This is a genomic window from Streptomyces sp. NPDC001880 (genome assembly GCF_053594575.1).
Map to the genome: position 1 here is coordinate 20,866 of NZ_JBSFET010000004.1, position 25,286 is coordinate 46,151.

At 70.6% G+C, this 25,286-nt stretch carries 22 protein-coding genes, 1 tRNA gene and 3 pseudogenes; 14 read left to right on the top strand and 12 right to left on the bottom strand.

All coding sequences use genetic code 11. The annotated features are described in order from the left end of the window. Positions 1-3 precede the first annotated feature (3 nt). Positions 4-2,775, bottom strand: a complete 2,772-nt coding sequence (locus ACWCQ6_RS03665; protein ID WP_451085140.1) for an MFS transporter — start codon at positions 2,773-2,775, stop codon at positions 4-6. On the opposite strand from ACWCQ6_RS03665, the gene ACWCQ6_RS03670 reads away from it, so the two are divergent. After that, positions 2,732-3,394: an HAD-IA family hydrolase gene (locus ACWCQ6_RS03670; RefSeq protein ID WP_451085141.1), complete on the top strand. Its 663-nt coding sequence runs from the start codon at positions 2,732-2,734 to the stop codon at positions 3,392-3,394. The two genes, ACWCQ6_RS03665 and ACWCQ6_RS03670, sit on opposite strands and share 44 nt — an antisense overlap. Here ACWCQ6_RS03670 and ACWCQ6_RS03675 read toward each other — a convergent pair. Beyond that, positions 3,381-3,826: pseudogene (locus tag ACWCQ6_RS03675) on the bottom strand (ABC transporter permease); the annotation flags it as partial. The gene ACWCQ6_RS03670 and the pseudogene ACWCQ6_RS03675 sit on opposite strands and share 14 nt — an antisense overlap. Positions 3,827-4,062: 236 nt before the next feature. Between ACWCQ6_RS03675 and ACWCQ6_RS03680 the strand changes: the two are divergent. The 3 genes from ACWCQ6_RS03680 to ACWCQ6_RS03690 all read left to right on the top strand — a co-directional run bounded on the left by ACWCQ6_RS03680 (position 4,063) and on the right by ACWCQ6_RS03690 (position 7,621). Then, positions 4,063-4,707 (top strand): HNH endonuclease family protein, encoded by a 645-nt coding sequence (locus ACWCQ6_RS03680; RefSeq protein ID WP_451085142.1) that lies wholly within the window; start codon positions 4,063-4,065, stop codon positions 4,705-4,707. A 548-nt stretch (positions 4,708-5,255) separates the two neighbouring features. Beyond that, on the top strand, positions 5,256-6,215 hold the full coding sequence (locus ACWCQ6_RS03685; RefSeq protein WP_451085143.1) for an SDR family oxidoreductase: 960 nt from the start codon (positions 5,256-5,258) through the stop codon (positions 6,213-6,215). 737 nt (positions 6,216-6,952) lie between these two features. Beyond that, complete coding sequence (locus tag ACWCQ6_RS03690) at positions 6,953-7,621, top strand: DedA family protein (RefSeq protein WP_451085144.1); 669 nt, start codon at positions 6,953-6,955, stop codon at positions 7,619-7,621. Here the strand turns inward: ACWCQ6_RS03690 and ACWCQ6_RS03695 are convergent. The 4 genes from ACWCQ6_RS03695 to ACWCQ6_RS03710 all read right to left on the bottom strand — a co-directional run bounded on the left by ACWCQ6_RS03695 (position 7,608) and on the right by ACWCQ6_RS03710 (position 10,527). Further along, the gene (locus ACWCQ6_RS03695; RefSeq protein ID WP_072483455.1) at positions 7,608-7,832 is read right to left on the bottom strand and encodes a DUF2277 domain-containing protein; all 225 of its coding nucleotides are present in this window, start codon (positions 7,830-7,832) and stop codon (positions 7,608-7,610) included. The two genes, ACWCQ6_RS03690 and ACWCQ6_RS03695, sit on opposite strands and share 14 nt — an antisense overlap. A 71-nt stretch (positions 7,833-7,903) precedes the next feature. After that, a complete protein-coding gene (locus ACWCQ6_RS03700) occupies positions 7,904-9,250 on the bottom strand; it encodes a DUF1254 domain-containing protein (protein WP_451085145.1) in 1,347 nt (448 codons plus the stop codon). A gap of 32 nt (positions 9,251-9,282) precedes the next feature. After that, positions 9,283-9,723, bottom strand: a complete 441-nt coding sequence (locus ACWCQ6_RS03705) for a DUF7144 family membrane protein (protein WP_451085146.1) — start codon at positions 9,721-9,723, stop codon at positions 9,283-9,285. Positions 9,724-9,876: 153 nt separating this feature from the next. Next, positions 9,877-10,527 (bottom strand): hypothetical protein, encoded by a 651-nt coding sequence (locus tag ACWCQ6_RS03710; protein WP_451085147.1) that lies wholly within the window; start codon positions 10,525-10,527, stop codon positions 9,877-9,879. A 186-nt stretch (positions 10,528-10,713) separates the two neighbouring features. On the opposite strand from ACWCQ6_RS03710, the gene ACWCQ6_RS03715 reads away from it, so the two are divergent. Next, positions 10,714-10,788, top strand: a complete 75-nt coding sequence (locus ACWCQ6_RS03715) for a 50S ribosomal protein bL37 (RefSeq protein WP_451085332.1) — start codon at positions 10,714-10,716, stop codon at positions 10,786-10,788. Positions 10,789-10,913: 125 nt separating this feature from the next. On the opposite strand, the gene ACWCQ6_RS03720 is transcribed toward ACWCQ6_RS03715, so the two are convergent. Next, positions 10,914-12,530, bottom strand: a complete 1,617-nt coding sequence (locus ACWCQ6_RS03720) for an MFS transporter (protein WP_451085148.1) — start codon at positions 12,528-12,530, stop codon at positions 10,914-10,916. 397 nt (positions 12,531-12,927) lie between these two features. Here ACWCQ6_RS03720 and ACWCQ6_RS03725 point away from each other — a divergent pair, with 397 nt between their 5' ends. After that, positions 12,928-13,221, top strand: coding sequence for a GYD domain-containing protein (locus tag ACWCQ6_RS03725; RefSeq protein WP_451085149.1), 294 nt, complete (start codon positions 12,928-12,930; stop codon positions 13,219-13,221). Between the two features lie 272 nt (positions 13,222-13,493). On the opposite strand, the gene ACWCQ6_RS03730 is transcribed toward ACWCQ6_RS03725, so the two are convergent. Next, positions 13,494-14,432, bottom strand: coding sequence for an alpha/beta fold hydrolase (locus ACWCQ6_RS03730; protein ID WP_451085150.1), 939 nt, complete (start codon positions 14,430-14,432; stop codon positions 13,494-13,496). A 127-nt stretch (positions 14,433-14,559) separates the two neighbouring features. On the opposite strand from ACWCQ6_RS03730, the gene ACWCQ6_RS03735 reads away from it, so the two are divergent. The 3 genes and pseudogenes from ACWCQ6_RS03735 to ACWCQ6_RS03745 all read left to right on the top strand — a co-directional run. Continuing rightward, positions 14,560-15,195, top strand: coding sequence for a TetR/AcrR family transcriptional regulator (locus ACWCQ6_RS03735; RefSeq protein WP_451085151.1), 636 nt, complete (start codon positions 14,560-14,562; stop codon positions 15,193-15,195). Positions 15,196-15,360: 165 nt separating this feature from the next. After that, positions 15,361-15,558: pseudogene (locus tag ACWCQ6_RS03740) on the top strand (hypothetical protein); the annotation flags it as partial. Positions 15,559-15,710: 152 nt separating this feature from the next. Further along, a pseudogene (locus tag ACWCQ6_RS03745) lies at positions 15,711-16,022 on the top strand (tyrosine-type recombinase/integrase); the annotation flags it as partial. Positions 16,023-16,094: 72 nt separating this feature from the next. Here the strand turns inward: ACWCQ6_RS03745 and ACWCQ6_RS03750 are convergent. Continuing rightward, a tRNA-Val gene (locus ACWCQ6_RS03750) sits at positions 16,095-16,169 on the bottom strand. A 219-nt stretch (positions 16,170-16,388) separates the two neighbouring features. Between ACWCQ6_RS03750 and ACWCQ6_RS03755 the strand changes: the two genes are divergently transcribed. The 4 genes from ACWCQ6_RS03755 (at position 16,389) to ACWCQ6_RS03770 (ending at position 19,581) form a co-directional block, all read left to right on the top strand. Further along, complete coding sequence (locus ACWCQ6_RS03755; protein WP_451085152.1) at positions 16,389-17,153, top strand: DUF4097 family beta strand repeat-containing protein; 765 nt, start codon at positions 16,389-16,391, stop codon at positions 17,151-17,153. A gap of 71 nt (positions 17,154-17,224) precedes the next feature. Next, positions 17,225-18,592: a hypothetical protein gene (locus ACWCQ6_RS03760; RefSeq protein WP_451085153.1), complete on the top strand. Its 1,368-nt coding sequence runs from the start codon at positions 17,225-17,227 to the stop codon at positions 18,590-18,592. A 109-nt stretch (positions 18,593-18,701) separates the two neighbouring features. Next, the gene (locus tag ACWCQ6_RS03765) at positions 18,702-19,292 is read left to right on the top strand and encodes a DUF4383 domain-containing protein (protein ID WP_451085154.1); all 591 of its coding nucleotides are present in this window, start codon (positions 18,702-18,704) and stop codon (positions 19,290-19,292) included. 61 nt (positions 19,293-19,353) lie between these two features. Continuing rightward, entirely contained in the window at positions 19,354-19,581 is a 228-nt protein-coding gene (locus ACWCQ6_RS03770; RefSeq protein WP_451085155.1) for an FmdB family zinc ribbon protein, read from the top strand. A gap of 56 nt (positions 19,582-19,637) precedes the next feature. On the opposite strand, the gene ACWCQ6_RS03775 is transcribed toward ACWCQ6_RS03770, so the two are convergent. From ACWCQ6_RS03775 to ACWCQ6_RS03785, 3 genes are read right to left on the bottom strand one after another with little or no spacing between them, the layout of a single operon-like run. Next, a complete protein-coding gene (locus ACWCQ6_RS03775) occupies positions 19,638-20,498 on the bottom strand; it encodes an HAD family hydrolase (RefSeq protein WP_451085156.1) in 861 nt (286 codons plus the stop codon). Then, the gene (locus tag ACWCQ6_RS03780; RefSeq protein WP_451085157.1) at positions 20,495-23,068 is read right to left on the bottom strand and encodes a phosphoribosyltransferase; all 2,574 of its coding nucleotides are present in this window, start codon (positions 23,066-23,068) and stop codon (positions 20,495-20,497) included. The genes ACWCQ6_RS03775 and ACWCQ6_RS03780 overlap by 4 nt, the downstream gene beginning before the upstream one ends. Further along, positions 23,065-24,228, bottom strand: a complete 1,164-nt coding sequence (locus ACWCQ6_RS03785) for an HpcH/HpaI aldolase/citrate lyase family protein (RefSeq protein ID WP_451085158.1) — start codon at positions 24,226-24,228, stop codon at positions 23,065-23,067. Before ACWCQ6_RS03785 ends, ACWCQ6_RS03780 begins: the two co-directional genes overlap by 4 nt. A gap of 220 nt (positions 24,229-24,448) precedes the next feature. Here ACWCQ6_RS03785 and ACWCQ6_RS03790 point away from each other — a divergent pair, with 220 nt between their 5' ends. Continuing rightward, complete coding sequence (locus ACWCQ6_RS03790) at positions 24,449-25,267, top strand: TerD family protein (RefSeq protein ID WP_451085159.1); 819 nt, start codon at positions 24,449-24,451, stop codon at positions 25,265-25,267. Positions 25,268-25,286 lie beyond the last annotated feature (19 nt).

Below are 25,286 nucleotides of genomic sequence, written 5' to 3' on the forward strand. Positions count from 1 at the left end.
GGCTCAGGCCGCGTGGTCCCGCTTCGGTTCGGGGCTGTGCGGCCGTTCCTTGCTCGACCCGCTCGTCTCGGCGGTCAGTTCCTCCACGAGCCTGACCAGATCGGTCGGGCGGTCCGGTCCCCACCAGTCGCCCAGCAGTTCGGCCATGGACTCCTCGCGGGCCTGCGCGAGCTTCACCACCGCTTCCGAGCCGGTCGCGGTGAGCACCAGTTGCACGCCCTCGCGCCGCACCAGTCCGCGTTCCTCCAGCTGACGGGCCGCGTCACTGATCACCCGCAGCGGCACCGGGGCCATGTCGGCGAGCATGGCCGGTTCGACCGTGCCGTGCCGTCTGATGCGCAGCAGCATCCAGCTCGCCGCGGGCAGCAGGTCGTACCCCGCCCTCTTGGTGATCTTCACGTAGATCTCGCGGCGCCCCGCACGCGTGGCGAGCACCGAGAGGGCACGGGCGCATTCGTCGTACGAGGACCGCTCGACCGGGTTCGACGCCAAAGTCTCGGTGGGCTCGGGGGCGGTCACCGAGCCGCGCAGCTTGTCCTCCTTGAGGAACCAGGCGAGCGCGAAAGCGATCAGCACGACGGGCGCCGCGTACAGGAACACGTCCGTGATCGACGTCGAGTACGCGTGGAGCACCGCGGGCCGCAGCGCGGGCGGCAGTTGCCCGATGGCGCGCGGGTCGGAGGCCAGCCCCTCCACCCCGGCCCCGGGCGGCAGCGGCTGACCGGCGAGCGCGGCGGCCAGTTTGTCGGTGAGCCGGTTGGTGAAGATCGTGCCGAAGACGGCGACGCCGAACGAGGCGCCGATGGAGCGGAAGAAGGTGGCCCCGGAGGTGGCGACGCCGAGATCCTCGTACGTGACGGCGTTCTGCACGACCAGCACCAGGACCTGCATCACCAGGCCGAGTCCCGCGCCGAAGACGAAGAAGTAGCTGCTCATCTGCCAGGTGCTGCTGGTCTCCGTGAGCCGGTGCAGGAGCATGAGCCCGATGGCGGTCAGACCGGTGCCGGCGATCGGGAAGACCTTCCAGCGGCCGGTACGGCTGACGATCTGGCCGGAGGCGGTCGTGGTGATGAGCAGGCCCAGCACCATCGGGAGCATGTACACACCGGACATCGTCGGCGAGATGCCGTGCACCACCTGGAGGAAGGTCGGCAGATAGGTCATGGCGCCGAACATCGCGAAGCCGACGACGAAGCTGATGACGGCGACGAGGCTGAAGGTCCTGATCCGGAAGAGTTTCAGCGGGATGACGGGCTCGGCGGCCCGGTGTTCGGTGTACACGAAGGCGATCAGCAGCAGCACGCTCAGCACGGCGAGACCGATGATCTGCGCCGATCCCCAGGCCCAGGTGGTGCCGCCGAGCGAGGCGACGAGGACCAGGCAGGTGGCTACGGAGGCGATGAGGAAGGTGCCGAGGTAGTCGATGGTGTGCTTCGTGCCGCGGACCGGGATGTGCAGCCTGGCGGCGATCACCAGGAGCGCGACGACACCGATCGGCAGGTTGATGTAGAAGACCCAGCGCCAGCTGAGGTGTTCGGTGAACAGACCGCCGAGGAGCGGTCCGAGGATGCTCGTCGCACCGAAGACCGCCCCGAACAGACCCTGGTACTTGCCCCGTTCGCGCGGCGCGACGATATCGCCGACGATCGCCATCGAGAGCACCATGAGGCCGCCGCCGCCGAGCCCCTGAAGAGCCCTGAAGCCGATGAGCTGCGGCATGTTCTGGGCGATACCGCAGAGCGCCGAGCCGATGAGGAAGATGACGATGGCGGCCTGGAAGAGCTTCTTGCGCCCGTACTGGTCGCCGAGCTTGCCCCAGAGCGGGGTCGCGGCGGTCGACGCCAGCAGATAGGCCGTGACCACCCAGGAAAGATGTTCCAGGCCACCGAGGTCGCTGACGATGGTCGGCAGCGCGGTGGAGACGATGGTCTGATCGAGTGCGGCCAGGAGCATACCGAGGAGCAGCGCACCGATGGCCACGAGGACGGACCGCGTGGAGCGCCCTTCACCGGGGGCCGGGGCCGGGGCCGAAGGGCTCAGATGCTGGGCCATGAAACATCTCCTCGGGTCCGCTACATCCCCATCCTGGCCTTTCCGTACGGTTATGGCCTGCTGAGCAGGTACGGACCGGAAGCGGGCTGCCCAATCGCCGGGCAGGCAAGGGGAGGGGCCCGCAACGACCGGGCATATGGGCCGGGCGCACAGGCCCGGAGTGCGTATCGACAGCAGACCTGACCAAGACCGAGCGGCACCGGGCCCGCGTGCGACTGAGGACAGCCGGCCTTTGAGCAGTACCTCGCCGCCGAGCGGCACCGGGCCGAGCGGTCGGCGGCCGACCGGGCGGAGATCGCGGCCGCCAAGGGCTTCGATCCCCTGCGGATCCGGCCGTACGTGACGCTGGGGAACGACACGGCTGCGGCAGGGACCACCCGAGGAGCAGCCGGGGTCGAAGCGTTCTTCGCAGGACGCGGCGGCGACGATGCCGCTCTTGCTCGGCTCGGTGGCGCCGGGCCGAGGACCCTCCTGACCCCGGGGACGAACACGTCGACCACCCGAACCCCCGAACCTCCCGGCCCCCCGGACGGATCGGACCGGACCACCCGGAACGGAACGGATTGGCTTTCTCCGGCAGGCCTTTGTATCGTGATGGAACAAAGTAGCCTCGCCCGCCACCCCCTGACCGGCGGGCGGGGCTGCTTGTTCCCTTTTCCCCGCGCCCTGGAGCCCGCCCATGCCGGCCACCGTCCTCACCGCCCGCGCCCTCCTCCTGGACATGGACGGCACTCTGGTGAACTCCGACGCCGTCGTGGAGCGCTGCTGGCGGCGCTGGGCGCTGCGCGAGGGACTGGACCCGGAGGCCGCACTCAAGGTCGTCCACGGGCGGCAGGGGTACGCCAGCATGGCGTACCTCCTCCCGGACCGCCCGATGGAGCAGAACTACGCGGACAACCGGGTCATGCTCGCCGAGGAGACCGCGGACACCGACGGCGTCGTACCGATCGGCGGCGCTTCCGCCTTCATGGACGCGATCGCCGCGCTCCCGCACGCCCTGGTCACCTCGGCCGACGAGGCACTGGCCCGCGCCCGGATGACCGCGTCGGGCCTGCGGATGCCGGAGATCCGCGTCACCGCCGAGAGCGTCGGCGCCAGCAAGCCGGACCCGGAGGGCTTCCTCAAGGGCGCGGCCGAGCTGGGCTTCGCCGCTGCGGACTGCGTCGTCCTCGAGGACTCGGAGGCGGGTATCGCGGCGGGCCGGGCCGCGGGCATGCGAGTCGTGGGCGTCGGCCCGCGCGCCGGGGCGCTCTCCCCCGACGCGCATGTCGAGGACCTGACGCAGATCCGGGTGGAGGCGGCGCCCGACGGCTCGGTCCGGCTGCACATCAGCGTGCGATAGCCGCAGCCCGGCGGCACTCGCCCCGGCCTCGGCCTCGGTCAGCCGCCCCCACCAGTTCGAGCACCATCGCAACGGCCACCCTCTGCATGACCATCAGGGCTACCAGTACGAACAGTTGCACGGCCCCCACCTGCACCGGTGAGGCGCCGCCCAGCAGCATGCCCACGAAGGCACCCGGCAGGGCCACGAGCCCCGCCGTCCGGGTCTGATCGAGCCCCGGCGGCAACGCGTCCGACGCCGCGGGCCGGGCAATCTCCCTCCCACCCCACGGTCGAGCAGCCCGAGCGCCGCCCCCGCCTCCCCGCGCGGGGCCGTCAATCCAACCAGCGCCCGCCGCCCGCCGAGCACGGTCGCGGTCAGCGCACCGCCGATGAGGATGCCGCAGTCACCGGTAGCAGCGCGCCGCAGCCCCACGACCGGGCCCACCCCTGCCCACTCACGCGAACCATGCTTCCAGGGCGCCGACTTGTCACCGCGTCAGCCTGCGCGCCCGCGCAGATGTGGACGTACGCCCCCACGCCCCAGACCTGTTCACCAAAGCCCTTGAAGTGACGTGCCCATGTCGCCACCCTGTTACCTGGTGCCCACCCCACGGAAACCCGGCACCGCCAGGATGGCCGGGCCCCACGGGTCACCCGTCCAAGGTCCCCCACATCAAGGGAGTTCGTATGTCTGGTGTCTACGCGCGTCGCATCGCCGTCGTCGCCGCATCCGCCGCTTTTGCCGCAACCACCGGCCTGCTCACCGCCCCCACCGCCCAGGCGGCCATGCCCACCCCGGTCTCCGCTTCGACGGCCCGCACCTACCTCAGCGAGCTGACCGTCGCCGCAGAGGGCTCGTCGACCGGCTACAGCCGCGACAAGTTCCCGCACTGGATCACCCAGTCGGGCGCCTGCAACACCCGTGAGGTCGTCCTGGAGCGCGACGGCACCAACGTGACCCAGGACTCCAGCTGCGCCGCCGTCAGCGGCACTTGGTACTCGGAGTACGACGGCGCCACCTGGACCGCCGCATCCGATCTGGACATCGACCACATGGTCCCGCTCGCCGAGGCCTGGCGCTCGGGCGCCAGCAGCTGGACGACCGCCGAGCGCCAGGCGTACGCCAACGACCTGACGCGCCCGCAGCTCATTGCGGTCACGGACAACGTCAACCAGGCCAAGGGCGACAAGGACCCGGCGGAGTGGATGCCCTCGCGCACCGCGTACAAGTGCACGTACGTGCGGGCCTGGGTGCATGTGAAGCACTACTACGACCTGACCGTCGACCCGGCCGAGAAGAGCGCCCTGCAGTCCTTCCTGAACAACTGCTGATCTCCGCACCGGTCTTGGAAACCTGAGTCCTCGTCATCTCTTTCGTGGCTCCGCAGTGGAGCCTCCGGCCTTCGGGTCCGGCACGACTTCCTCCCTTGTCGTTGTTGATCCGGGAGTGGTCGCCGGGCCCGGAGGCATCGGCGGACCGCTGACGAGCGACTTCCGGCCGCTCGTCACGGTCGGGTGCGAACAGCTCGGGAAACGCCCTGTCCAGCGTTCCGGCCATGCGATGGATCGGCGCCCAGGCGCCCGGTCATCGACAACCCGACCGAGGTCCGTCATCCGGAGCGTCGCCGGCCCGACGCCACAGCACCAGTGCCTCGCCACTCGCCACTCGCCACTCGCCACTCGCCACTCGCCAGCCTGATCGTGACCTGGCCATCGCTCATTCCCCCCACACGCGGCTCGGCCCCACGCCGTCGACAACACGAACCCACTGGCCTCGGACCTTGGCCAGAAACACAGGAGCGCCCCCGCCCGCAGGACACACGGAAACGACTCAGGAAAAGGCGACATGATCTGTCGCCTTTAACGTGCACCGTGGTGCCATGGACAAGGACAGGAACACCCAGCCCAACGGCCAGGACGGCCCGCTCACCGGCCGGATCGCGCTCGTCGCCGGAGCCACCCGCGGCGCGGGACGCGCCCTCGCCGTCGAACTCGGCCGCGCCGGCGCCACCGTCTACGTCACCGGGCGTACCACCCGCGAGCACGCCAGCGAGGTCGGCCGGACCACAGAGACCATCGAGGAGACCGCGGAACTGGTCACCGCCGCCGGTGGCACCGGTATCGCCGTCCCCACCGACCACCTGGACGAGGACCGGGTTCGCGCCCTCGTCGAACGGATCGACCGCGAACAGGCACGGCTCGACATCCTGGTCAACGACCTCTGGGGCGGCGAGCACCTGCTCATCGGCTCCGTCTTCGGCAAGAAGAGCTGGGAGACGCCGCTCGCCGACGGCCTGCGCATCCTGGAACTCGGCGTGCGCTCGCACGTGATCACCGCGGCACTCGCCCTCCCGCTCCTGGTCCGCTCCGACGCGCCCCTGCACGTGGAGGTCACCGACGGCACAGCGGTCTCCAATCGCCGTTTCCGCGAGAACCTCTACTACGACCTGGCGAAGAACGCCCCGATCCGGATCGCCTTCGGGCTGGGCGAGGAGCTGGCGGAGTACGGAGGGACGGCGGTCGCCGTCACACCGGGCTTCCTGCGCTCGGAACAGATGCTCGCCCACTTCGGCGTGAGCGAGGAGAACTGGCGCGATGCCGTCGCCCAGGAACCGACCTTCGCGATCGCCGAATCGCCGCACTACCTCGCCCGCGCGGTCGCCGCGCTCGCCGCCGACCCGGACCGGGCAGCCCGCTGGAACGGGAAGTCCACCTCCAGCGCGGAACTCGCCAGGACCTACGGAATCCGGGACATCGACGGCAGCCAGCCGGACGCCTGGGCGTACATCGAGGACATCAGGTACGGCGGGAAGGACAGGCCGGCGGACGACTACCGCTGACCCTCGGGGACCCCACACACGTCGTTCCGCACCATGCGGAGCCGTGCACGCCGCACGGCTCCATACCCGTGCGCACGGGTGGACGCAAGAGCGCCGTTTCGCCACCTCCCCGACCACCGGCACCACCTCCACCCACGCCGAAATCATCGACACGTTTTCGGCCGAGTACGGCCGCTCATGGCCGACACCCGCACGGCCCGCGCGCCCGACGAGCGGCAGCGGCAGCGGCAGACGCACGACGCCGGGGAGGCCCGCCGGGCCCGCGAGGCGGCCCCGACCGATCCCGGTCGCGTACTTCAAGGTCCACCAGCCCGAGGCGCTGTTCCCGCTGCAGAACGGCGGCGAGCCCTCGGCCAGTCTTCTGCTGGGCGTTCCTCCTGCTGGTGTTCACCGGCCCCCGGCGCACTCGCCCTGGACCGGCTGTTCAGCCGGGGCGGCACGGAGCGCGACAAAAACCGCGCGTCCGAGCAGGCACCGCCCGTGACGGTCTGATCCGTACGCGACCGCTCCCCCGTCCACGGGCCGCTCCCCTGGGCCGAAACGGGCCGTTCCTCACGTGCATCCGGGCATGCTCCCGGAACCGAGTCTTCCCATTTCCGGGTGTACGTGAGGTTCCCAACATCGTTCGTATTTATGGATCACTGGATGAACGCCAGGCGTACGCTGTACAGCCGACCCTGCCGCTCCTGCCGCTCCCCTGCGACGTCGCGGCGTTGTTCCGAATCGGGGAGTAGTAGGTGCTTGAGAGTGTGGGCGCGCTGACCGGCAGCCCATGGATCTACGCCGTGATCGCCCTTTCGGTGCTGCTGGACGTCTTCCTGCCCCTGCTGCCCAGCGGGGTCCTGGTGATCACCGCCGCAACAGCTGCCGCCGGTTCGACGACCGTCACGGGCGCCGGCGCCGCCGGGCAGGTGACCGAGGTCCCCTCATTGCTCGCCCTGATCCTCTGCGCGGCCTGCGCCTCGGTGCTCGGCGACCTCGTCGCGTACCGGCTGGCCCGGCGCGGCGGGGAACGCCTGGACCGGGCCATCGCCCGCTCCCGCCGCCTCACCTCCGCACAGGAACACCTCGGCGCCGCCCTCGCCCGGGGCGGAGGCATCCTCGTCATCATCGCCCGCTTCGCCCCGGCCGGGCGCTCGGTGGTCTCCCTGGGCGCGGGCGCCGCGCATCGCAAGGTCAAGGAATTCCTGCCCTGGTCGGCCCTGGCGGGCGTGGCATGGGCCGGCTACAGCGTGGGCCTCGGCTACTTCGGCGGCCAGTGGCTCGGAGCGACGTGGGTGGCCACGGCCGTCTCGGTCCTTGCCCTGTTCGTTGCGGGCGCCCTGGCCGCGTATCTTGTGCGCCGCCCGGCGGCGGAGGCCGCCGCCGCGGCACCGGCGAGCGCGACGGCCACTACGGCGTCCTGACCGCACCCCGGATCTCCAGCCCGTCCAGGAGTCTGACGGTCGCCTCGGTGATCTCGTCGACGGCCCGGTCGAACACCTCCTGGTTGTGCGCGGCCGGAGCGCGGAAGCCGGACACCTTGCGCACGAACTGCAGAGCGGCAGCCCGGATCTCCTCCTCGGTGGCTTCTTCGGGGATGGCGGGCGGACGAAGGGTCTTGATGCTGCGGCACATGTCTCCAGTGTGAACCGCACCACTGACAGCCGCCCCGCCTCCGCCCGGTCCGGCCGCCTCCCCTCCCCTCCTCACCGAGTCCGTTCGACGGCGGGCATCGCGTACGTCCCGTCAAGGATCCCGGGACCCGGCGCGCAGAGCCTGAGCACGAGCCGGAAGTCCCCGTCGGGCGCGGACAGCCGGTGCGCCCGGTCCGCCGCCGCATCCGGATCCGCGTCCGGGTCGTCCGGCCGCTCCCGCCCGATGCGGACCGTAGGCGAACCGTCCTCCCCGTACCCCGGGCCACGCCCCGCCAGGGCCTCGCCGATCCGCTGACCGGCCATGTCGTACACGGCCAGGGACCAGCCCGCCTCGACCGGCGGCGGACCTTCCAGGCGCATCACGTAGGAGTGGTCCCCGTTCAGCCGCTCGCCCCCGGCGTCGCTGGAGATGTGGGCGTACACCGCCTCGTAACCGTGCACGCCCCACAGCGAGCCCCGCGCCGCGACCGCCCTGGTCCGGTAGGACGCCTCGCGGTCGGCGATCCGCCACTCCGGGGAATCGATGGTTCCGACGCCGTGGTGGTCGAGGTTGTAGTCGAAGAGATGCGGGTCCATCACCCACCCCCCGCGCGCCGCCGCGGCCCGGCTCGCCTCCTCCAACCACATCCTTCCCCGCGCCAGGCCCTCGGCCAGCGCCCCTACGAGGGCGGGGTCGGCCCGGGTGTACGGCGAGGGCCCCTCCTCCAGCAGCCCCAGCGGCTGGAACCGGTCCTGGTACGCCTGGTCGGGCGCGGACGGCGGGAAGTCGGCCATCCACACCCTGAGCTGCTCGAAGAACCGCAGTGCCTCCGGTACGTCGGGGTCGGGCGCGGGCAGTCCCGTACGGTGCGTGCCCGGTTCGACGTATGTGACGCCCAGCTGCTCCTGGAGCCCGCGGCCCTGCTCGGAGGCGTCGGAGTCGGCGCAGATGTTGCGCCCGATGACGGAGACGACGGACGTGGGTGCGTCGATGACCCCGAGCACACCGTCGGGCACGCTGCCCGCCCAGCCCGGGGGAACGACGAGCCAGTCCCCGGCCTGGGCGGGCGTGACACGGCGCCCGACGTACGCGAAGTTGTTGGTCCAGGCATCAACGAACTGAAACACGCAGTACGCACCGCCTGCTCCGCCCGCTCCGTCCGCTCCGTCCGCTCCGGGAAGGCGCAGCAGCACCGGTCCACCGGAGAGATCGAGATGGACGACGCAGCGGACGGTGTCGTCGACGGACATGGAGGGCATGTCCGTCGACGACGACCGGCCCGCGTGCGCGAAGTGGTTGAAGGGCGTGGGCGGCAACGGACCGAAGCCCGTGTGCATGAAGTCCTCGACCACCGACAGGTCACGGACCAGCGGATACCCGTAGACATACGCCTCGGCGGCAAGACCGGCGAGTTCCACCTCTACCTCCAGCCATTGGCACCCGTCCCCGCTCAGATGGCCGCCTTCACGTCGCCCGTGCACAGGGCCCAGATCACGAACCCGTCGATGGCGACGGAGACGAGCGCCCAGACCGGGTTGTACGGCAGCCAGATGAAGTTGATGATCAGGCTGATCGCCGCGACCGCCACACCCGTGGCGCGGGCCCAGTCGGCACCCTTGAGGATTCCCAGGCCGACGACTCCGAGCACGATGCCGAGAACGAGGTGGATCCACCCCCAGGAGCTCACATCGAACTTGAAGGTGTAGTTCCTGAGGTGCGCGTACACGTCGTCGGAGGCGATGCCGCTGATTCCCTTGATCACTCCGAGGACACCGTCGACGAGCATCAGGACACCGGCGAACATGATCCCGCCGGTTGCCCAGGGGTTGACGTCCCTCTGGCCGCCGGAACCGACCGGGACCGGACCTGGCGCGGGTGCTGAGTGTGCCATCGAAACTCCTTGGCCGGATCGAGACTGTGGGACAGAACCGACTCTGCGTGGCCCCCTCCCGCGCGACCACTCGGACGCGCCCGTGCGGGTGTCTCCCGAATGGGCGCGCACGGCGCGCTCCCCTCCGACCGGGCACCGCCTCCGCGTCAGCCGCTACGACGAAGGAAGCCGTGTCACCTTCGCGACCTTGCAGGTCATCTTGCCCGGGACCTTCCCCAGCCCCTGGGCCTTCTGCACCGACTTCTGCCCCGCCGCGAGGTCGGTGGCCGTCGCCAGCCCCGAGGCCCGGCGCGTACCGTCGCCGTCCACGAACTCGACGGACACGATGTAGGACGCCTGGGTGTCGGAGTGGTTCACGACCTCCACGTCCGCATCCGGCCACTCGGTCAGCGAGTCCACCTCGCACCGGGTGATCCGCACATCGCCCTCGGCGTCCGTGCCTTCGAGAGCCGGCAGCTCGGTGGGCGCATCGGAGGCCCCGCCCGTCGCGGGCGTCTCGCTCTTCGTGGGCTCCGCCGCCGAGGGCTTCGGCTTGGCCGTCGACGACGAACCGCCTGCGCTCGTCACCGCGATCAGCACACCGGCCGCCAGCAGAAGGACCACCCCGCCGAGCACGGACAGGGTGACGACAAGCCCGGTACGGGACTTACTCGGCGGCTGTGGACAGCCGTACGCCCCGGGGCCGGGCTGCGGCCACTGCGCATACGGCGACGGCGGCAGCTGCTGGGGCTGCTGACCGGGCTGAGGCGGCTGACCGGGCTGGGGCTGCTCACCCGGCTGGGGCGGCGGATAGCCGTACGACATGTATCCCCCCTGGGATCGTGCTGACGTGAACAAGACACGTTACGGCGACCCTGGGCTTGGCTCTCCGCAGGGGGAGGCTTGAGGGTCACCGGCATGAACGGCGGCACCCAGCGTCTCCGATGCGGCCGGGGCGGGCCGGACCTAGACTGGCCTAGGCCCCAAAACCCCAGGTGAGGGAGGCAGGTCATGGCCAAGCGAGCAAACAAGCGCCGCGCCCGCAAAAAGAAGAACGCCAATCACGGCAAGCGCCCCAACGCCTGAGCCGAACCATCGAGCCGAGCACCCCATTCCCACGCCGCCCCGTCCCGCCCCCGGGCGGGACGGGGCGAGCGATGCGTTCGAGCCACGACGCGGCAGCAACAACAAGCACGCCATGCCATGTCACGTCACGTTCCTGTCGATCGAGGCTGGACCTCCGGAATCCGTGAAGTGAAGAACAAGGCGAGGAGAGCGGTGAAGGCGAGGACGGTGAGTGCGGCGCGCAGGCCGTCGAGCCTGGCGGCGGCGTTCGCGTCGAGCGCGGCCTGAGTCGCCTCGTTGCTCGTGCCGGCTTCCGTGAGGGCGGATTCGAGCTGAGTGTCCGACAGGAAGGGCGCGCCGCCCTGAAGCTCGATGCCCGTCTGCGTCTTGACATCCGCCGGGACCGCCGGATTCAGCTCCACGCTGGTCAGGAACGAGGACGTGAGGGTGGCGATCAGGATCGACCCGGCAAGAGCCGTGCCGATCGAGGCACCGAGGTTGGTGACGGCATTCTGGACTCCGCCGACTTCCGCGCTCTGTGATTCCGGAACCGCGGACACGGTGACCGAACCGAGCTGGGACGCCAGTGCTCCCATCCCGAGCCCGATCAGCAGGAGGGGAACGGTGACGACTTCCGCGCCGGCGTCCGCGTCGAGCGCGGCCATCAGAGCTACCGCTCCCGCCAGCAGCGCGAGGTTCCCGAGCCGCACGACCAGCCGCGGCGAGACATCGGGCAGGAGGCGTGGGATCAGGATTGCGCCCGCCAGCAGTGTGACCGAGAGCGGCAGGATACGGGCGCCGGTGACAAGCGCGGACAGGCCCAGGGCCACCGACAGATAGAGCGGTACCACGAAGAACATGCCCATCTGAACGAGGTACTGGAAGAAGAACATCGTCAGCCCGCCGGTGAGCTGGTGGTTCCGCAGCATGGCCGGGTCGACGAGTGGCTCCCTGCGCCGCTTCACGAGGTGGGCCTCCCAGTGGAGGAAGAGCCAGATCAGAAACAGACCGGCCAGCATCATCCACACGGCCAGCGACACTCCCAGCCACGAAGGCGCATCGGGCTTCGGCCTGAACCATCCCCATTCGCTCGATCGCAGCACACCGTAGACGAAGCTTCCGAGTCCGAGGGCGGAGAGCACGGCGCCGATGACGTCGATGCGCGGACGTTCGTCGCTCACTGCGTCAGCGATATGGCGGGCCGGCACCACGATGGCGAGCACCACCACGACCTCGCCGACGAAGACCCAGCGCCAGGAGAAGTAGGTCGTCGCGACACCCCCGACGAGCGGCCCGAGCGCGATCGCCACGGCCCCGGCGGCCGCGACGAGTCCGTAGGCGGCGGGACGGCGTTCAGCGGCGTAGTTGCTGGCGACGAGCGCCACGATCGCGGGCAGGATGAGCGACGCTCCGACGCCCTCGAAGAACGACCAGCCGAGCAGCAGCACCGGCAGGTTCGGTGCGAGTGCCGTGGTCAGGGAGCCACAGCCGTAGACGGCACAGCCGATCACGAACGCGCGTTTGCGGCCGATCAGCGCTCCCACCTTGCCGCCGAGGATCATGAACATCGCCATGACCAGCGTGTAAGCCGTGATGGCACCCTGGACACCTGTCACGGTCGTGCCCACGTCGTCGGCCACCGTCGCGATCGAGACGTTCATGACGGAGCTGTCGAGCGCCATCAGGAACTGACCGGCCGCGAGTGTCAGCAGGACAAGTCGCGCCTTTGCCGAACCCTCAGCAGTGCCCGCCTTCGGTGCCATGCGTGCATCGTCCCAGCCGCTCCGGCGGTCCATCCGTGACCCGCCACGGAGATCGTCCAACTGGCGGATTCTGCGGCAAGGGCCGTGCGCGAGCGCACTGAACCATCGTCAATGCCTCCGCAGCGGCTCGCTGCGGGGGCGTTCCGGCTGGTGGGGGCGGACGGATTCGAACCGCACTGCGGTGGAGCGAGGCAGCTGAGGCGGCCTCGGCGCTGCCGAGTGCCCCTTTGCAGGTCAGCGCGGCTGTAGCGCAAAGCGCCTCTCGCACGTTCCGGCCACCGTGATCAATCGCCCGTGATCGCCCGTACAGCTCGTTCGGGTGCGCACCGCGCGCAGACTTCAGCCGTAATGTTCAGAATTATCCCAACGATGTGTTTCCTCGTGGAGGTGAAAGAAAATGGCGACGTATGTCGCGTTGCTGAACTGGACCGATCAAGGGGTCCGAAACTACAAGGACACTGCGAAACGCGCCGATGCGTTCGCCGCAGCGGCACAGAAGCTCGGGGCGAAGCTTTCGAGTCTCTACTGGACCGTCGGCCCGTACGACCTCGTGGCCGTCGTCGAGGCGCCCGACGACGAAACCGCCACCGCGACACTCCTGCAACTCGGCGGAGTGGGTAACGTCCGTACCACGACTCTGCGGGCTTTCGGTCAGGAGGAGATGGGTCGCATCATCGCCAAGGCCGGCTGAGGACCTCCACGCACTGCAGGCAATGGCGTCCGGCAATCCGAATCAACAGGCCCGGCCTGCACGTCCGTTGGCGGTCCTGGTGGGTGGCGGGGCGTCTGTGCTGTGTCCGTGCAGTAGCCGGCGCCACCGTGGCTACCCTCCTCGTCGACGGCATTCAGCGCGAGAACAACGCCTCCCCTCGGAACCGCAACTCGCCGCCCGCTACAAGGGTCAGCACGCCGAGTCTGCGGCACGCACTCGCGCAAAACGGCGCCGACGACACCCACGTAGTCCTATCCGTCGACCGCAGCAGCGTCGAGGGAGTCGACGTCCTCCATGAAGGACAGCATCCGGGCGTTGACTACGTCCGGGTGGTCGATCTGCGGGCCGTGCCCGGTCGCGGAGATGATCTCGGCGCGGGCTCCGGGAACGAGGCGCGGTACGCGCTCCAGCTGCCGCTTGGGGTGTACCAGCAGGCTGTGCTTGCCCATGATCACGTAGAGCGGGGTCCGGATGGACCGCAGCTCGTCCTCAGCCAGCGGCAGGGGCGCGGGGCGGCGGATCCGGTACGCGCGGGCGCCGAGCTGGATCCACTTGCGCATCTCGGGGATGGCGAGCACCGGCTGATCCAACCAGGCGGCGAGACGCGGGCGCAGCGCCTTCGGGGCGAAGGTGGCGAACAGGCTCACGAAGATCCAGGCGAAGAAGCGCAGGCCGACCTTCTCCAGGCCGCCGGGGTCGAGGGCGGTGACCGAGGCGAGCCGTCCGGGCCGCAGGTGCGCCTGGTTGAGCACCAGCCAGCCTCCGTAGGAGGAGCCGACGAGGTGGACCCGGTCGAGGCCGAGCGCGTCGAGGGCCTCGTCCATCCACTGGGCGGCGCGCTCGGGCTGCCACATGGGTTCGCGGTGGATGCTGCGGTTGGCGTCGCCGGGGGTGTCGAGGGCGTACACGGGGCGGTCGAGGCTGAGCCCGGGGGTGTTGGGGTACCACATCGCCGAGCTGTAGCCGGCGCCGTGGATCAGGACGATCGGGGTCCGGGACTCGGCGGCGGGGTCCGCGGGCCCGTACCGGTAGACGTGCGTGGTGCCGAAGGCGGTGTCCACGTCGGTCTCGGAGCGGACGGGTGCCCCCATCGCGTAGAGCACGTCGGCGGCGGCGAAGTAGCGGTCGCGCAGGGTGTCGTTGACGTAGCGGCCGACATCGCGGCGTACGCGGGCGGTGTTCTCGGGCACGGCGGCACCTCCTGTGAAGATCCGTTCTTCATGGTACGACCGTACCATGAATTTGGTACGCCGGTATCATAAAGGGGTTCGGAGAGCGGACCGCAAACCCACCATCGACGGGCGGAGACACCGGAACATGCCGAAGCGTGTGGATCACGAGGAGCGGCGCGCCCAGATCGCCGAGGCGCTCATCCAGGTCGCGGGGCGGCGAGGGCTGCACGCCGTCGGCATGCGGGACGTGGCCGCGGAGGCCGGCGTGTCGCTCCGGCTCGTGCAGTACTACTTCGAGACCAAGGAGAGGCTGCTCTTCTACGGCCTCCGGCACCTGACCGACCGCTTCACCGCGAGGGTGGGTGCCCGCCTGGCCGCCGCCGGCCCGGAGCCGGGTCCGCGCGCCACGGTGGAGGCGCTGCTGCTGGCCTCGCTGCCGACCGACGAGGAGAGCCGTACGTTCCACCTGCTGTACAGCTCCTACGCGATCCTGTCGGTGACCGACGAGGCGCTGGCCGCCCAGCCCTTCATCGACAACCCCGACGCCGCGGAGAACGCCCTGACTGGACTGCTCGAGCAGGCGCAGGCGTCAGGCCTGGCCGACCCGGGCGCCGACGCACGCACGGAGGCGATCAGCCTGCTCGCGATGGCGGCGACCCTGGGCACCAGCATTCTCGTGGGCCAGCGGAGTCCGGAGTCGGCCGTCGCGGTGCTCCGTCACCACCTGGACCGGATCTTTGCGGCTGCCGAGACATCCGAGACGGGAGCGGGTTCGACCTGACGTGTCGCCAAGCGCTTGCACGCCGACCCCAGTTCAATGTCGATCTCGACGGGCCCGGCAGGTGTGGAGTCGGATGTGGTGTCGGATCGGCGACGAGAAGCGGCAGCGCCGCATGGGGGGTTCAGGGTGTTCATAGCAAAAGAGGACGCATTCGATCCCGAGGAAATGCTGAGCCTCTACGACTCGGTCGGCTGGGAGGGCTACGCCCGGGATGTCGACAGGCTGTGCAGGGGCCTGGCCAACTCTCACCTGGTCATCACAGCACGAGACGGTTCAGGAACACTCCTCGGCCTGGCCCGGACGATCTCCGACGACGAAGACATCTGCTACGTCCAGGATGTCGTGGTCGATCTTGCGCATCACCGGCAGGGCGTCGACCGCGCCCTGGTCGAGCACCTCATGCGGCGCTACTCGCACTGCCGCTTTTCCTCCTGTCCACGGACCACGAATCGTCCCCGGAGGGCAAGCGCAACCACGCGTTCTACCGGAGCCTGGGCTTCTTGTCCTACGAGGAGAAGGAGATGGCGGGCTTCGGGTACGTCTTCACCACTCGGACGGGACAGCCCATCGAGCCACGCAACCTCTACCGCTCGTTCACCCGCGACGCGAAGAACGCCGGCCTGCGCGTCATCCGGCTCCACGATGCCCGGCACGGTACGGCGACCCTGCTCACCGCCGCCGGCGTCCCGCCCCGCGTCGTGATGGAGATCCTCGGGCACAGCCAGATCGCTGTCACGATGAACGTCTGCACGCACGTCGTCCAGGACACACAGCGCGAGGCCGTGAGTCACATGGACCGGCTGCTCAGGAGCCGTCCCCGGTCGTGACCGATCGTCCCCGTTGATGTCAGAAATAGATGTCAAAGGCCCCTCGCCATGATCGGCGAGGGGCCTTTGTGCTGGTGGGCGCGGACGGTTTCGAACCGCCGACATCTGCTTTGTAAGAGCAGCGCTCTACCCCTGAGCTACGCACCCGTGATGAGGCAACAGCGTACATGGACTACGGCCCATGGTCACAAACGATCCCGGGCGGCAGCGAACGGGACGCCGGTCGGCGAGGGTACGGCGGGGCGTGCGGGGGTTATCCCTACCCCGCGTACGGTAGCCGTCCGGATTCCGGCCGGGCGGTCGCGTACTTACGGTGAAGGCCGCAGCATCGGGGCATCCGCCGTACGACCTGGGGGAAAGATCATCGTGGCAGTCCGCACCCGCACTCTCATCGCGTCCGGTGGGGCCGCGCTTCTGGCTCTTGTGCTTTCCGGTTGTGGCGGTACGGATGTGAGCGGCGCGCCTGCCGAGCACAAGTCGTTCGCGTTGAGCGGCAAGACGCTGACCATCCGTTCCGGGCAGTCGTCGCTGGAGCTCGTGCCGGCCGATGTGCGGAAGGTCGAGGTGACCCGCCGTGTCGATGGGTGGGTGGCGTTCGGGAACGGGCCCGAGCCGCACTGGGGGATGCAGGACGACACGCTCACGCTCGGGGTGAAGTGCGACGCCTTGATCGGTGACTGCGCCGCGGAGCACCAGGTGAAGGTGCCGCGCGGGGTGACGGTGGTCGTCGAGGGGGACGACGGGAGGATCGTCGCTTCCGGCTTCCGCACCCCGCTCACCCTCAACGCCGACAACGGCGAGGTGACCGTCCGGGACTCCACCGGGCCGCTCAAGCTGTCCAGCGACAACGGTGCCGTCGTCGCCGAGGGGATCTCGGCCAGGTCCGTGTCGGCGCGGTCCGACAACGGCAGCATCCGGCTGGGGTTCGCGGCCGTGCCGGATCTCGTGGACACCGTGAGCGACAACGGGGCGATCACCATCGATCTGCCGGGCGGCCCCGTGAAGTACGCGGTGGACGCCGTCGCCGACAACGGGCGCACCTCGGTGGACGCGCCGCGCAGCGATGGCAGCAGTCATGTGGTGAAGGCCCGGAGCGACAACGGCGAAGTCACGGTCCGAAGCGCGAACTGACCGGCCCGTGTGTTCGTCCTTACCTGGTGCGAGAATGTACCGGGCAGGGCGAAACGGCACGGGAGAGGGATGTGACGGCGACACACGCGCGGCCGCGGGCGAGAGCGGGTGGGAGTTCCGCCGTCAGGGATGTCGTCGTGCTGATGCTGTTGCCGGTGCCGCTGCTCGCCGCGGCGTTGCCGGCCTCTTTCGCGGGTGGTGGTACGAGGCGCTGGTTCGGCGGGCGCGGGGAGAGTCAGCGCGCCGAGGCGCAGGCCGCGAAGGACGCCGCCGCGTCGGCCTTCTACGAGCTGGACACGGCTCAGCGCGATCTGCGGATCTCGATCGAGACGATCACCGCGGTGGACAGCTCGCCCACCGCGCGCAAGGCCGTGGACGACTTCACCGCCCTGGGGCGGCGGATCGACGAGGTCAGCCACACGTACATCACCGCGGTCGACGCTCACGACCTGGACCGGGACGATCTGGAGCCGTCGGTCGCCGCCCGCGCGCGGTCGGAGCTGGCCGCGGCCAAGGACGAGCTGGTACGGGTCAAGGCCGAGCTGGACCGGTTCGCGCAGAGGCTCGGTCCGCTGCTGGGCAGCGCGGAGACGCAGCTCGCCCAGCTCGCGCCCGCCGTGGAGCGGGCCCGGCAGGCGCTGCTCGGCGCGAGCAACGCTCTCGACACGGTGCGTGCGTCCGGGCTGCGGGCGGATGATCTCGCCGCCCGGCTGGCGGCCCTCGCCCCCGAGCTGACCAAGCTCAATCAGGGCGCCGGCCGGCACGGCGTCACCGAGACCCTGCAGCGTGCCGACCGGGTGCTGCGCGATGCCGAGGCGGTGCGGTCCGAGGCGGAAAAGCTGCCCGAGCGCGCCGCCGAGATCGGCCACCGGCTGGTGTCGTTGCGTACGCGCGCCCAGGCGTTGACGACCCGGGCGGGCTCGGTGGAGCCGGTGCTGAGCGAGTTGCGGCGGCGTTTCTCCGCGGCATGCTGGCAGGATCTCCAGCCCGTGCCCGAGCAGGCGGCCGTCAATGTGCGGCAGGCCGAGGAGAAGCTGAAGGAGGCCGCCCAGGCCCGGGACGAGCAGCGGTGGGTCGATGCGACGTCCCGGCTGAGCACGGTCCGCGCATTGCTGAACGCCACGGACGAGGCGGTGTCCGCGGCCGGTGACCGGCTGCGTCGGCTGGACGATGTGGCCGAGGACCCGCAGCAGGAGATCCAGCGGACCCGGTTCGCGGTCCGCGACGCGCAGCGCCTGGCCATGGCCGGCCGCAGCACGCCCGATCCGCGCCATGCCCGTCCGCTGGACGACGCCGTGGCCCGGCTGGACCGAGCCGTCGCCGTGCTCGACGGGCGTCACCCCGACTACTGGCACTTCCTGACCGAGACCGAAGCGGTGCGGCGGACGGCCGCGCGGGTGGTCTCCGAGATCCGCGAGGAGCGCGGGGCGGGCGCCTGAGCCGTACCGGCTGCGCGCCATGACCTCCCGCGGGCTCCGGTGTGCGGTGGCAACGCCTTGGACGGATCCTGGAAGTACGTGCGAAGGAGGCCGTGCGAAGGAGGCCGACATGGCCACCCATGTACTGCATGCAGGCGGACGACGGACTCCGCGCCGCCGCAAGGCCACCCGGCTCGACCAGCATCTGCCGGTCGACCACCGGCTCAACCGCGTCTACCGGGTCGGGGCAGGGCTGATGGGGCTGCTGCTGCTCGCCTTCGGTGTCCTGGGGCTGATCAACAAGATCGGCTTCTTCAGCACCGGCGGAGCCACCGTCGCGGGCCTCAACACCAACGGTGCCCTGAGCGTCCTGTCCATCTGTGTCGGCCTGCTCCTGTTCATCGGGATGGTGATCGGCGGCAACTTCGCCTCGACGCTCAACATGATTCTGGGCATCGCCTTCATCCTCAGCGGCTTCGTGAACCTCGCGCTGCTGGAGACCGACTACAACTTCCTCGCCTTCCGCATCCAGAACGTGCTGTTCAGCTTTGTGGTCGGTCTGATGCTGATGGTCTTCGGGATGTACGGGCGGGTCAGCGGCGGCCTTCCGCACGACAACCCGTACTGGCGGGCCCGCCACCCCGAGGAAGCGGCGCGGGAGATGCGGCTCGGCCGGAGGGCGACCGCGCCGCCGATGCCGGTCGTCCGGCGCAGTCCCTGACCCGCCGCCCGTCGTGCCCGCATCCGGTGCACCGGTGCCGGGCAGGCCCTAACCTGGGGCCATGCCTCGTTACGAATTCCGCTGCCGCTCCTGCGGAGACACCTTCGAACTCAGCCGCCCGATGGCTCAGTCCTCCGACCCGGCCTCCTGCCCCGCCGGGCACTCCGACACCGTGAAGCTGCTCTCCACCGTGGCCGTCGGCGGGTCGGCCGCGGGGTCCGCGCCCGCCGCCCCGTCGGCCGGCGGGGGAGGCGGGGGCGGCTGCTGCGGCGGCGGTTGCTGCGGCTGAGAGGCGTGTGGCCCCGGGCAGCCGGGACCCACTACCGCTTGCGGCTGCGCCCGGTGTCAGGACGATCTGGCCTCGCCCGCGGCCCGCAGGAGGTGCCGGAGGATCTCCTCGCCCGCCGCCACGCCGTGCGCGGTGGTCGCCTCGGCGTGCGGGGCGCTCCAGCCGGTGTCGGCCAGTTCGCCGTGGGCCGGGCGCCAGGCGCGGTCGGCGGCGAGGAGCAGATCGGCGTCCAGGAGGCTGTCACCGGCGGCGAGGGTGCGTGTGGCGCCGGTGCGCCGGGCCACCTCCTCCATGGCGGCGCTCTTGGTCAGCGGGCCCGGAACGGCGTAGATCTTGCGGCCCTGGAGGGAGACCGTCCAGCCGTGTGTCCGCGCCCACTCCCCCAGTTCCTCGACCCAGCCCTCGGGCAGCAGCGGGCGTTCCACGACGAGATAGGCGAAGAGGTCCTCGGCGACCCGTTCCTTGAGCAGCCAGGCGGGGTCGGCCGCGGCCAGGAGGTGGGCGCGGACCTCGGCGAGGGAGGCGCATTCGTCGGCGAGCCTGCGGGCCACCTGCCGCTGCCAGCCGGGGTCGGACTCGCCGTCGACGAGCAGGTGCCCCCCGTTGGCGCAGATCGCGAACCGCGGCGCGGGGCCGGGCAGGCGGATGCGACCGTACTGCTCGCGGGTGCGGGTGGTCGTCGGGACGAAGACCGTGGTGCGGGCCAGCTCACCGAGCAGCGCCGCGGCCGTCTCGGTCAGGTAGGAGAGCGGCTTGCGGTCGTACACCTCCACGCACAGCAGCCGGGGGGCCTCGGCGTCCGGCACGGCGAGCCGGAGCGCCGCCGCGGAGTAGATCAGGGTCCGGTCGAGGTCGCTGGCGACCAGCGTCACGGGGGCGCCGGCGTCGGCCGTCGTCGGGGCCGCGGGGGTGGTCACTTCGACTCCACCGCCTTGCCGTCCGCACCCGTCGCGCCCCTGGTGTACTTCGGGTGGATCAGTCCGACGCAGGTGTACGGGAGTCCTTCGACCTCCTCCACCGGCACACCCCGCTGCTCGGCCAGCAGACGGATGTGTTCGAGGTCCGCGCCCGCGCCTCGCTTGGCGAGGATCTTCCACGGGACGCGGCGCAGCAGGACCCGGGTCGTCTCGCCGACGCCCGGCTTGACGAGGTTGACGTCGTGGATGCCGTACTCCTCGCTGATGCGCTCCACGGCGGCCCAGCCCTCCCAGGTGGGTGCGCGGTCGGCCGCGAGCAGTTCCTTGACCTCGGCGTCCACGGCGTCGACGACCTCGCCGAAGTGCGCGGCGACGCTGTCGAGGAAATGGCCGGACACATCGGTGTCCGCGAGCTCCCGGTAGAACTTCGCGCCGTGGAAGTCCTCGGGGCCCACCAGGTCGGAGCGCAGGACGGTCCGCGAGATCAGTCCGGAGACGGTGGAGTTGAGGCAGGCGGACGGGATGAGGAAGTCCTCGCGGGTTCCGTACGTGCGGACGCAGCCGCCCGGGTCGGCCAGTACCGCGATCTCCGGGTCGAAGCCGTCGAACTCGGCGAGCGCCGCGGAGAGTTCACGGGTGATCGCGCCCTTGCCGGTCCAGCCGTCGACGAAGACGACGTCCGCCGGGTCGTGGTGGGCGGCCAGCCAGCGCAGGGCGTTGGCGTCGATGCCGCGGCCCCGCACGATGGAGACGGCGTAGTGCGGCAGGTCGATGCCGTGCCGGTGCCTGGCCCAGCGGCGCATGAGTACGCCGACGGGCGTGCCGGCCCTGGCCAGCGAGACCAGGACCGGGCGGGGGGTGCGCTCGGCGAGGACGGTTTCGGTGACGGTGCCGACGGCACGGGCGACACGGGCGGCCGACAGTTCCAGCGCCGCCTTGAACAGCTCCTGGTACTGGGCGGACGGCTGGTACTCGACGGGCAGCGATTCGGCGTAGTGCGCGCCACCGCTCTGTATCGCCTCCTCGCGCTCCTCGGTGGGCGCCTCCAGCTCGGTGTCCGAGAGGTCCTGGAGCAGCCAGCCGACCTCGTCCGGCGCGTAGGAGGAGAAGGCGGGGCCGCGAAGGGGCTCGGGCAGCATGGGGGGTTCCTGCCGTTCGGGGACACGCGGGTGGGGGCGCGAGGGAACGTACGAGGGGACGACCGCGAGCAGGACGTGGTCGGTGTGCGCGGCCAGCTGCGCCAACAGGCCGTCGGGGGCATGGAGTTCGGGGGTGTCGGCGGCGGAGTCGACGGCGAGCACGACGGCGTCGAAGCCGGCGCCCGCGACGTTGTACGCGTACCGGTCGCCGGGCCCGTCGGCCGGGTTGTCATGGGCCGGGAAGACCAGCCGGGTCCGTATCGCGTAGCCCGGGTCGTCCACGGGGAGGACGGGGGAACGCGTGGTGGTGGAGTAGTGCACCTCGGCGTCGGCGCGCTCCTCCAGGGCCGTGCCCAGGCGCAGGGGGGCGTACATCAGCTCCTCGAAGCCGAGGATCAGTACGCGGCGGGCGTCACCCAGCGCTTCGGCGATGCGGGCGGCCATGGCGGGGAGGGCCGGCTCCAGGACCGCCCGGTGGGCGGGGGTGAAGCCGTGCCGCCCACCGTCGGGCACACCGGCGGGCCACCGGAGGTCCACCCGGGTACAGGGCCGACGGCCGGGGGCTTCGGCGGCTTCGTGCGCGGCACGGTCCGCGGGCTCCGGCTCGTGCGCGGCGACCAGTGCCCGGCCCTTCTCCAGGACGCCCTCCGGGAGGGTGACCGTGCCCGAGCCGTGCGCCACCAGGTCGACGCGGGCGCCGATCTCCGCGGCGAAGCCGGTCAGCCTTCCCCGGTCGGCCGGCGACCTCATGTCCACCAGGGCGACGATGACGTAACGGCTCCGCGGATACCGCTCGTGCAGGGCGCGGATGGTGTTGAGCACGGTGTTGCCCGTGGAGAATTCGTCGTCCACCAGCACCAGTGGCGCGTCCGTGCCCGCGTCGGCGTCCGCGTCCGCCGGGCCGCGGACGCCCGCCAGCAGGTCCGGGTCCTCCGGGAGCAGCAGGTGCGAGGTGGCGTGCGAGTGGGACTCCTCGAAGCCGCCCGCCCGTGCCACGCCCTCGACGGGGCGGCGCGTGGAGTGGAGGTACGGTGCCGTGCCGAGCCCGTCGGCGACCGCGTGGCCGAGGCCAGTGGCCGTCTCCGCGTAACCGAGCACCACGGCCCGGCGCGCCTCGGCGTCACCGAGGAGTTCGCGCACCCGTCGGCCGAGCTCGAATCCGGTGCCGTAGACCACGGAGGGCTTCTGCGGCACGTGCTTGCCGAGGACGTTCGACACGAGGAGGTGGGCCCGCTTGGGGTTGCGGCGCAGGGCGAGGCCCAGCAGCTCTCTCAGCTCCCGGTCGCCGTCGGGCTTCCCGTCACCGACGAGCTCGACGCCCAGTCGCTCCGTCACCCAGCTGCCCGACCACACCACGTTCGCCGTCCCTTTCTCTCTCGCTCGCTGTCCTTGCCGGTTCTCTCTCGCTGTCCTTGCCGGGTGCCCGCTCATTCCGCGAGGCCCGCGGCCAGCAGTTCCACGAAGCCGATGTCCTGCCTGGCCACGCCGAAGACCTCGGCCCTCAGCAGGGTCCGCTCGGCCCAGGCGCGGTGCGGTTTCACTTCGTTCATCTTGTTCGTGTACGCGGAACGCATGACGCCACCGCCGCCGCGCTCCGGCCGCAGGATGTCCTCCGCGTCGCTGAACTCCTCGTGGCTGACCACGGACAGTGCGTGCACGGGCGCGACGTGCGACGGGTGGATGCAGGTCTTGCCGAGCAGGCCGTTGGCCCGGTCGAGCCCGATCTCGCGCAGCAGACCGTCCAGATCGTGCTCGATCAGCGCCGTGCGCAGCTCCTCGGCCCGGCCCTCCAGGAAGGGGCTGCGGCGCAGCTGGGGTTTGAACATGCGCTTCTGAAGCCGGAAGTACTCCCACACCGGGCCGGTGATCGTGAAGCCGGTGCCGTCCGCGCGGCCCAGCACATTGACCACGTCGGCGATCACGCCGCCGACGATCTGTACGTCGTACGCCGTCATGTCCGGCGCCCTGCGCAGTCCGTACGCCGAGCAGAAGTCGGTGACGCCGAGCCGCAGCGCGAGCACCCGGTCGCGGTACTTGTCGACGGTACGGGCCACGCCCTGGAGGGTTTCCCCGCGGGTCTCCAGATACAGCAGCTCGGGCGATTCGAGGACGGGCATCGCGAACAGGCGCCGTCCGCATGCCTTCTCGGCGTTGGTGAGCGCCTCCATGAAGGGCAGGCCACGCTCTTCGGTGAACTTCGGAAGTACAAAACCGGACAACATCCGGACGGTGATGCCGAGCCGGTGCACCAGGTCGGCTATCTGACCGGGCTCCCGGACCCGGATGAAAAGCAGCGGCACCTCGGCGCCGCGCGTGTCGAGCTCGGCGAACTGCCTGACCAGGTTCTCCTCGGCAGCGGCGACCTCGGAGTCGTCGATCGAATCCTCCAGGCACAGCACCATCGAGACGACACCGCGCCCGGCCTGCTTGATCACGTCGTCGGCAAGTCGCGGCCGGGTGGCAGGGCTGTACAGGGTCGCACCCAGGGCGGCCGAAAGCACGCGGGCCGACGAGTCCGGACCGAACTCGCACGGCTCCTGGAAGAACAGACCCTTCCTCGCGGCGGGTGCAATATGCCCGAAATGACGCATGTAACTCCCCCGAATTGGCTGACCGGCCGTGCAACGCATGGCCGGTAATAGTACGTATGGACGGGTGTCAACAGTTCCCCACGTGCATGAATTCCGGGTAACTCGTCCATTTCCCGGCGGGTCGGAGCACCGCGAACCCCGGACTTCCGGCAAACCGCCGGGACACCTGGTGCGACCCCCGCGTTGTCCGCGCGGGCAGCCAGCAGGCAGGATGACGGGCATGACGCACGCGATGGTGAAAGGCTCGAACGTCCCTCTGGACGCCATGACCGTACGGGCCGTGCTGCGCTGGACCCCGGGCGCCGGAGTTCCGGACGTGGACGCCTCGGCCCTGTTGCTCGGAGCAGGTGGCCGCGTGCGCTCGGACGAGGACTTCGTCTTCTACAACCAGCCCCGCCACCCCTCCGGCCTGGTACGACGACTGCCCAAGCGCAGCGTCCCCGAAGGGCTCACGGACACCATCGAGGCCGATCTGGGCGGGCTCGACGCCTCGGTGGAGCAGGTGGTCGTCGCCGCTTCCTCCGACGGCGCCGCATTCGCACAGGTGAGCGACCTGCGCATCCTGCTGTACGACGCGGCCTCGGCCGACGGGGATCCGCTCGCGGTCTTCGACGTGCGGCCGGAGACCGGAGAGGAGACGGCGATCATCTGCGGCGAGCTCTACCGGCGCGGCGATGGCTGGAAATTCCGGGCCGTGGGGCAGGGCTATCCGACCGGTCTGGTCGGCCTGGCGACCGCCTTCGGTATCTCGGTCGACGAAACCGCGGCCGAGCCCGAGCCGGCCCCGTCGCCCGGACCGGCGTCCGGTTTCCCGCCCGCGCCCGACTTCCCGCCGGCTGTGGCGCCCGGCCCCGACTCGCAGGCCACCGTCCAGCACCAGCAGCCCGCGTACGGCTATCCGCAGCCCTCGTACGGGTACCCGCAGCCCGCTGCCGCCCAGCCGGCCTACGGCTATCCGCAGCCCGCCGCGGCCGCGGCACCCGCCCCGGACCCGAACTTCGTGCTGCCGCCGCAGGGACCGCAGTTCGTACGGTCCTGAGGGACGGCTCCCGGGCGGG

Excerpts from the sequence above, each read along its gene's own strand:
- ACWCQ6_RS03770 (WP_451085155.1), top strand. The coding sequence starts at position 19,354 with ATGCCTCGTTACGAATTCCGCTGCCGCTCCTGCGGAGACACCTTCGAA.
- ACWCQ6_RS03670 (WP_451085141.1), top strand. The coding sequence starts at position 2,732 with ATGCCGGCCACCGTCCTCACCGCCCGCGCCCTCCTCCTGGACATGGAC.
- ACWCQ6_RS03725 (WP_451085149.1), top strand. The coding sequence starts at position 12,928 with ATGGCGACGTATGTCGCGTTGCTGAACTGGACCGATCAAGGGGTCCGA.
- ACWCQ6_RS03710 (WP_451085147.1), bottom strand. The coding sequence starts at position 10,527 with ATGTCGTACGGCTATCCGCCGCCCCAGCCGGGTGAGCAGCCCCAGCCC.
- ACWCQ6_RS03790 (WP_451085159.1), top strand. The coding sequence starts at position 24,449 with ATGACGCACGCGATGGTGAAAGGCTCGAACGTCCCTCTGGACGCCATG.
- ACWCQ6_RS03735 (WP_451085151.1), top strand. The coding sequence starts at position 14,560 with ATGCCGAAGCGTGTGGATCACGAGGAGCGGCGCGCCCAGATCGCCGAG.
- ACWCQ6_RS03680 (WP_451085142.1), top strand. The coding sequence starts at position 4,063 with ATGTCTGGTGTCTACGCGCGTCGCATCGCCGTCGTCGCCGCATCCGCC.
- ACWCQ6_RS03785 (WP_451085158.1), bottom strand. The coding sequence starts at position 24,228 with ATGCGTCATTTCGGGCATATTGCACCCGCCGCGAGGAAGGGTCTGTTC.
- ACWCQ6_RS03665 (WP_451085140.1), bottom strand. The coding sequence starts at position 2,775 with ATGTCCAGGAGGAGGGCGCGGGCGGTGAGGACGGTGGCCGGCATGGGC.
- ACWCQ6_RS03695 (WP_072483455.1), bottom strand. The coding sequence starts at position 7,832 with ATGTGCCGCAGCATCAAGACCCTTCGTCCGCCCGCCATCCCCGAAGAA.
- ACWCQ6_RS03720 (WP_451085148.1), bottom strand. The coding sequence starts at position 12,530 with ATGGCACCGAAGGCGGGCACTGCTGAGGGTTCGGCAAAGGCGCGACTT.
- ACWCQ6_RS03780 (WP_451085157.1), bottom strand. The coding sequence starts at position 23,068 with ATGAGCGGGCACCCGGCAAGGACAGCGAGAGAGAACCGGCAAGGACAG.
- ACWCQ6_RS03685 (WP_451085143.1), top strand. The coding sequence starts at position 5,256 with ATGGACAAGGACAGGAACACCCAGCCCAACGGCCAGGACGGCCCGCTC.
- ACWCQ6_RS03705 (WP_451085146.1), bottom strand. The coding sequence starts at position 9,723 with ATGGCACACTCAGCACCCGCGCCAGGTCCGGTCCCGGTCGGTTCCGGC.
- ACWCQ6_RS03765 (WP_451085154.1), top strand. The coding sequence starts at position 18,702 with ATGGCCACCCATGTACTGCATGCAGGCGGACGACGGACTCCGCGCCGC.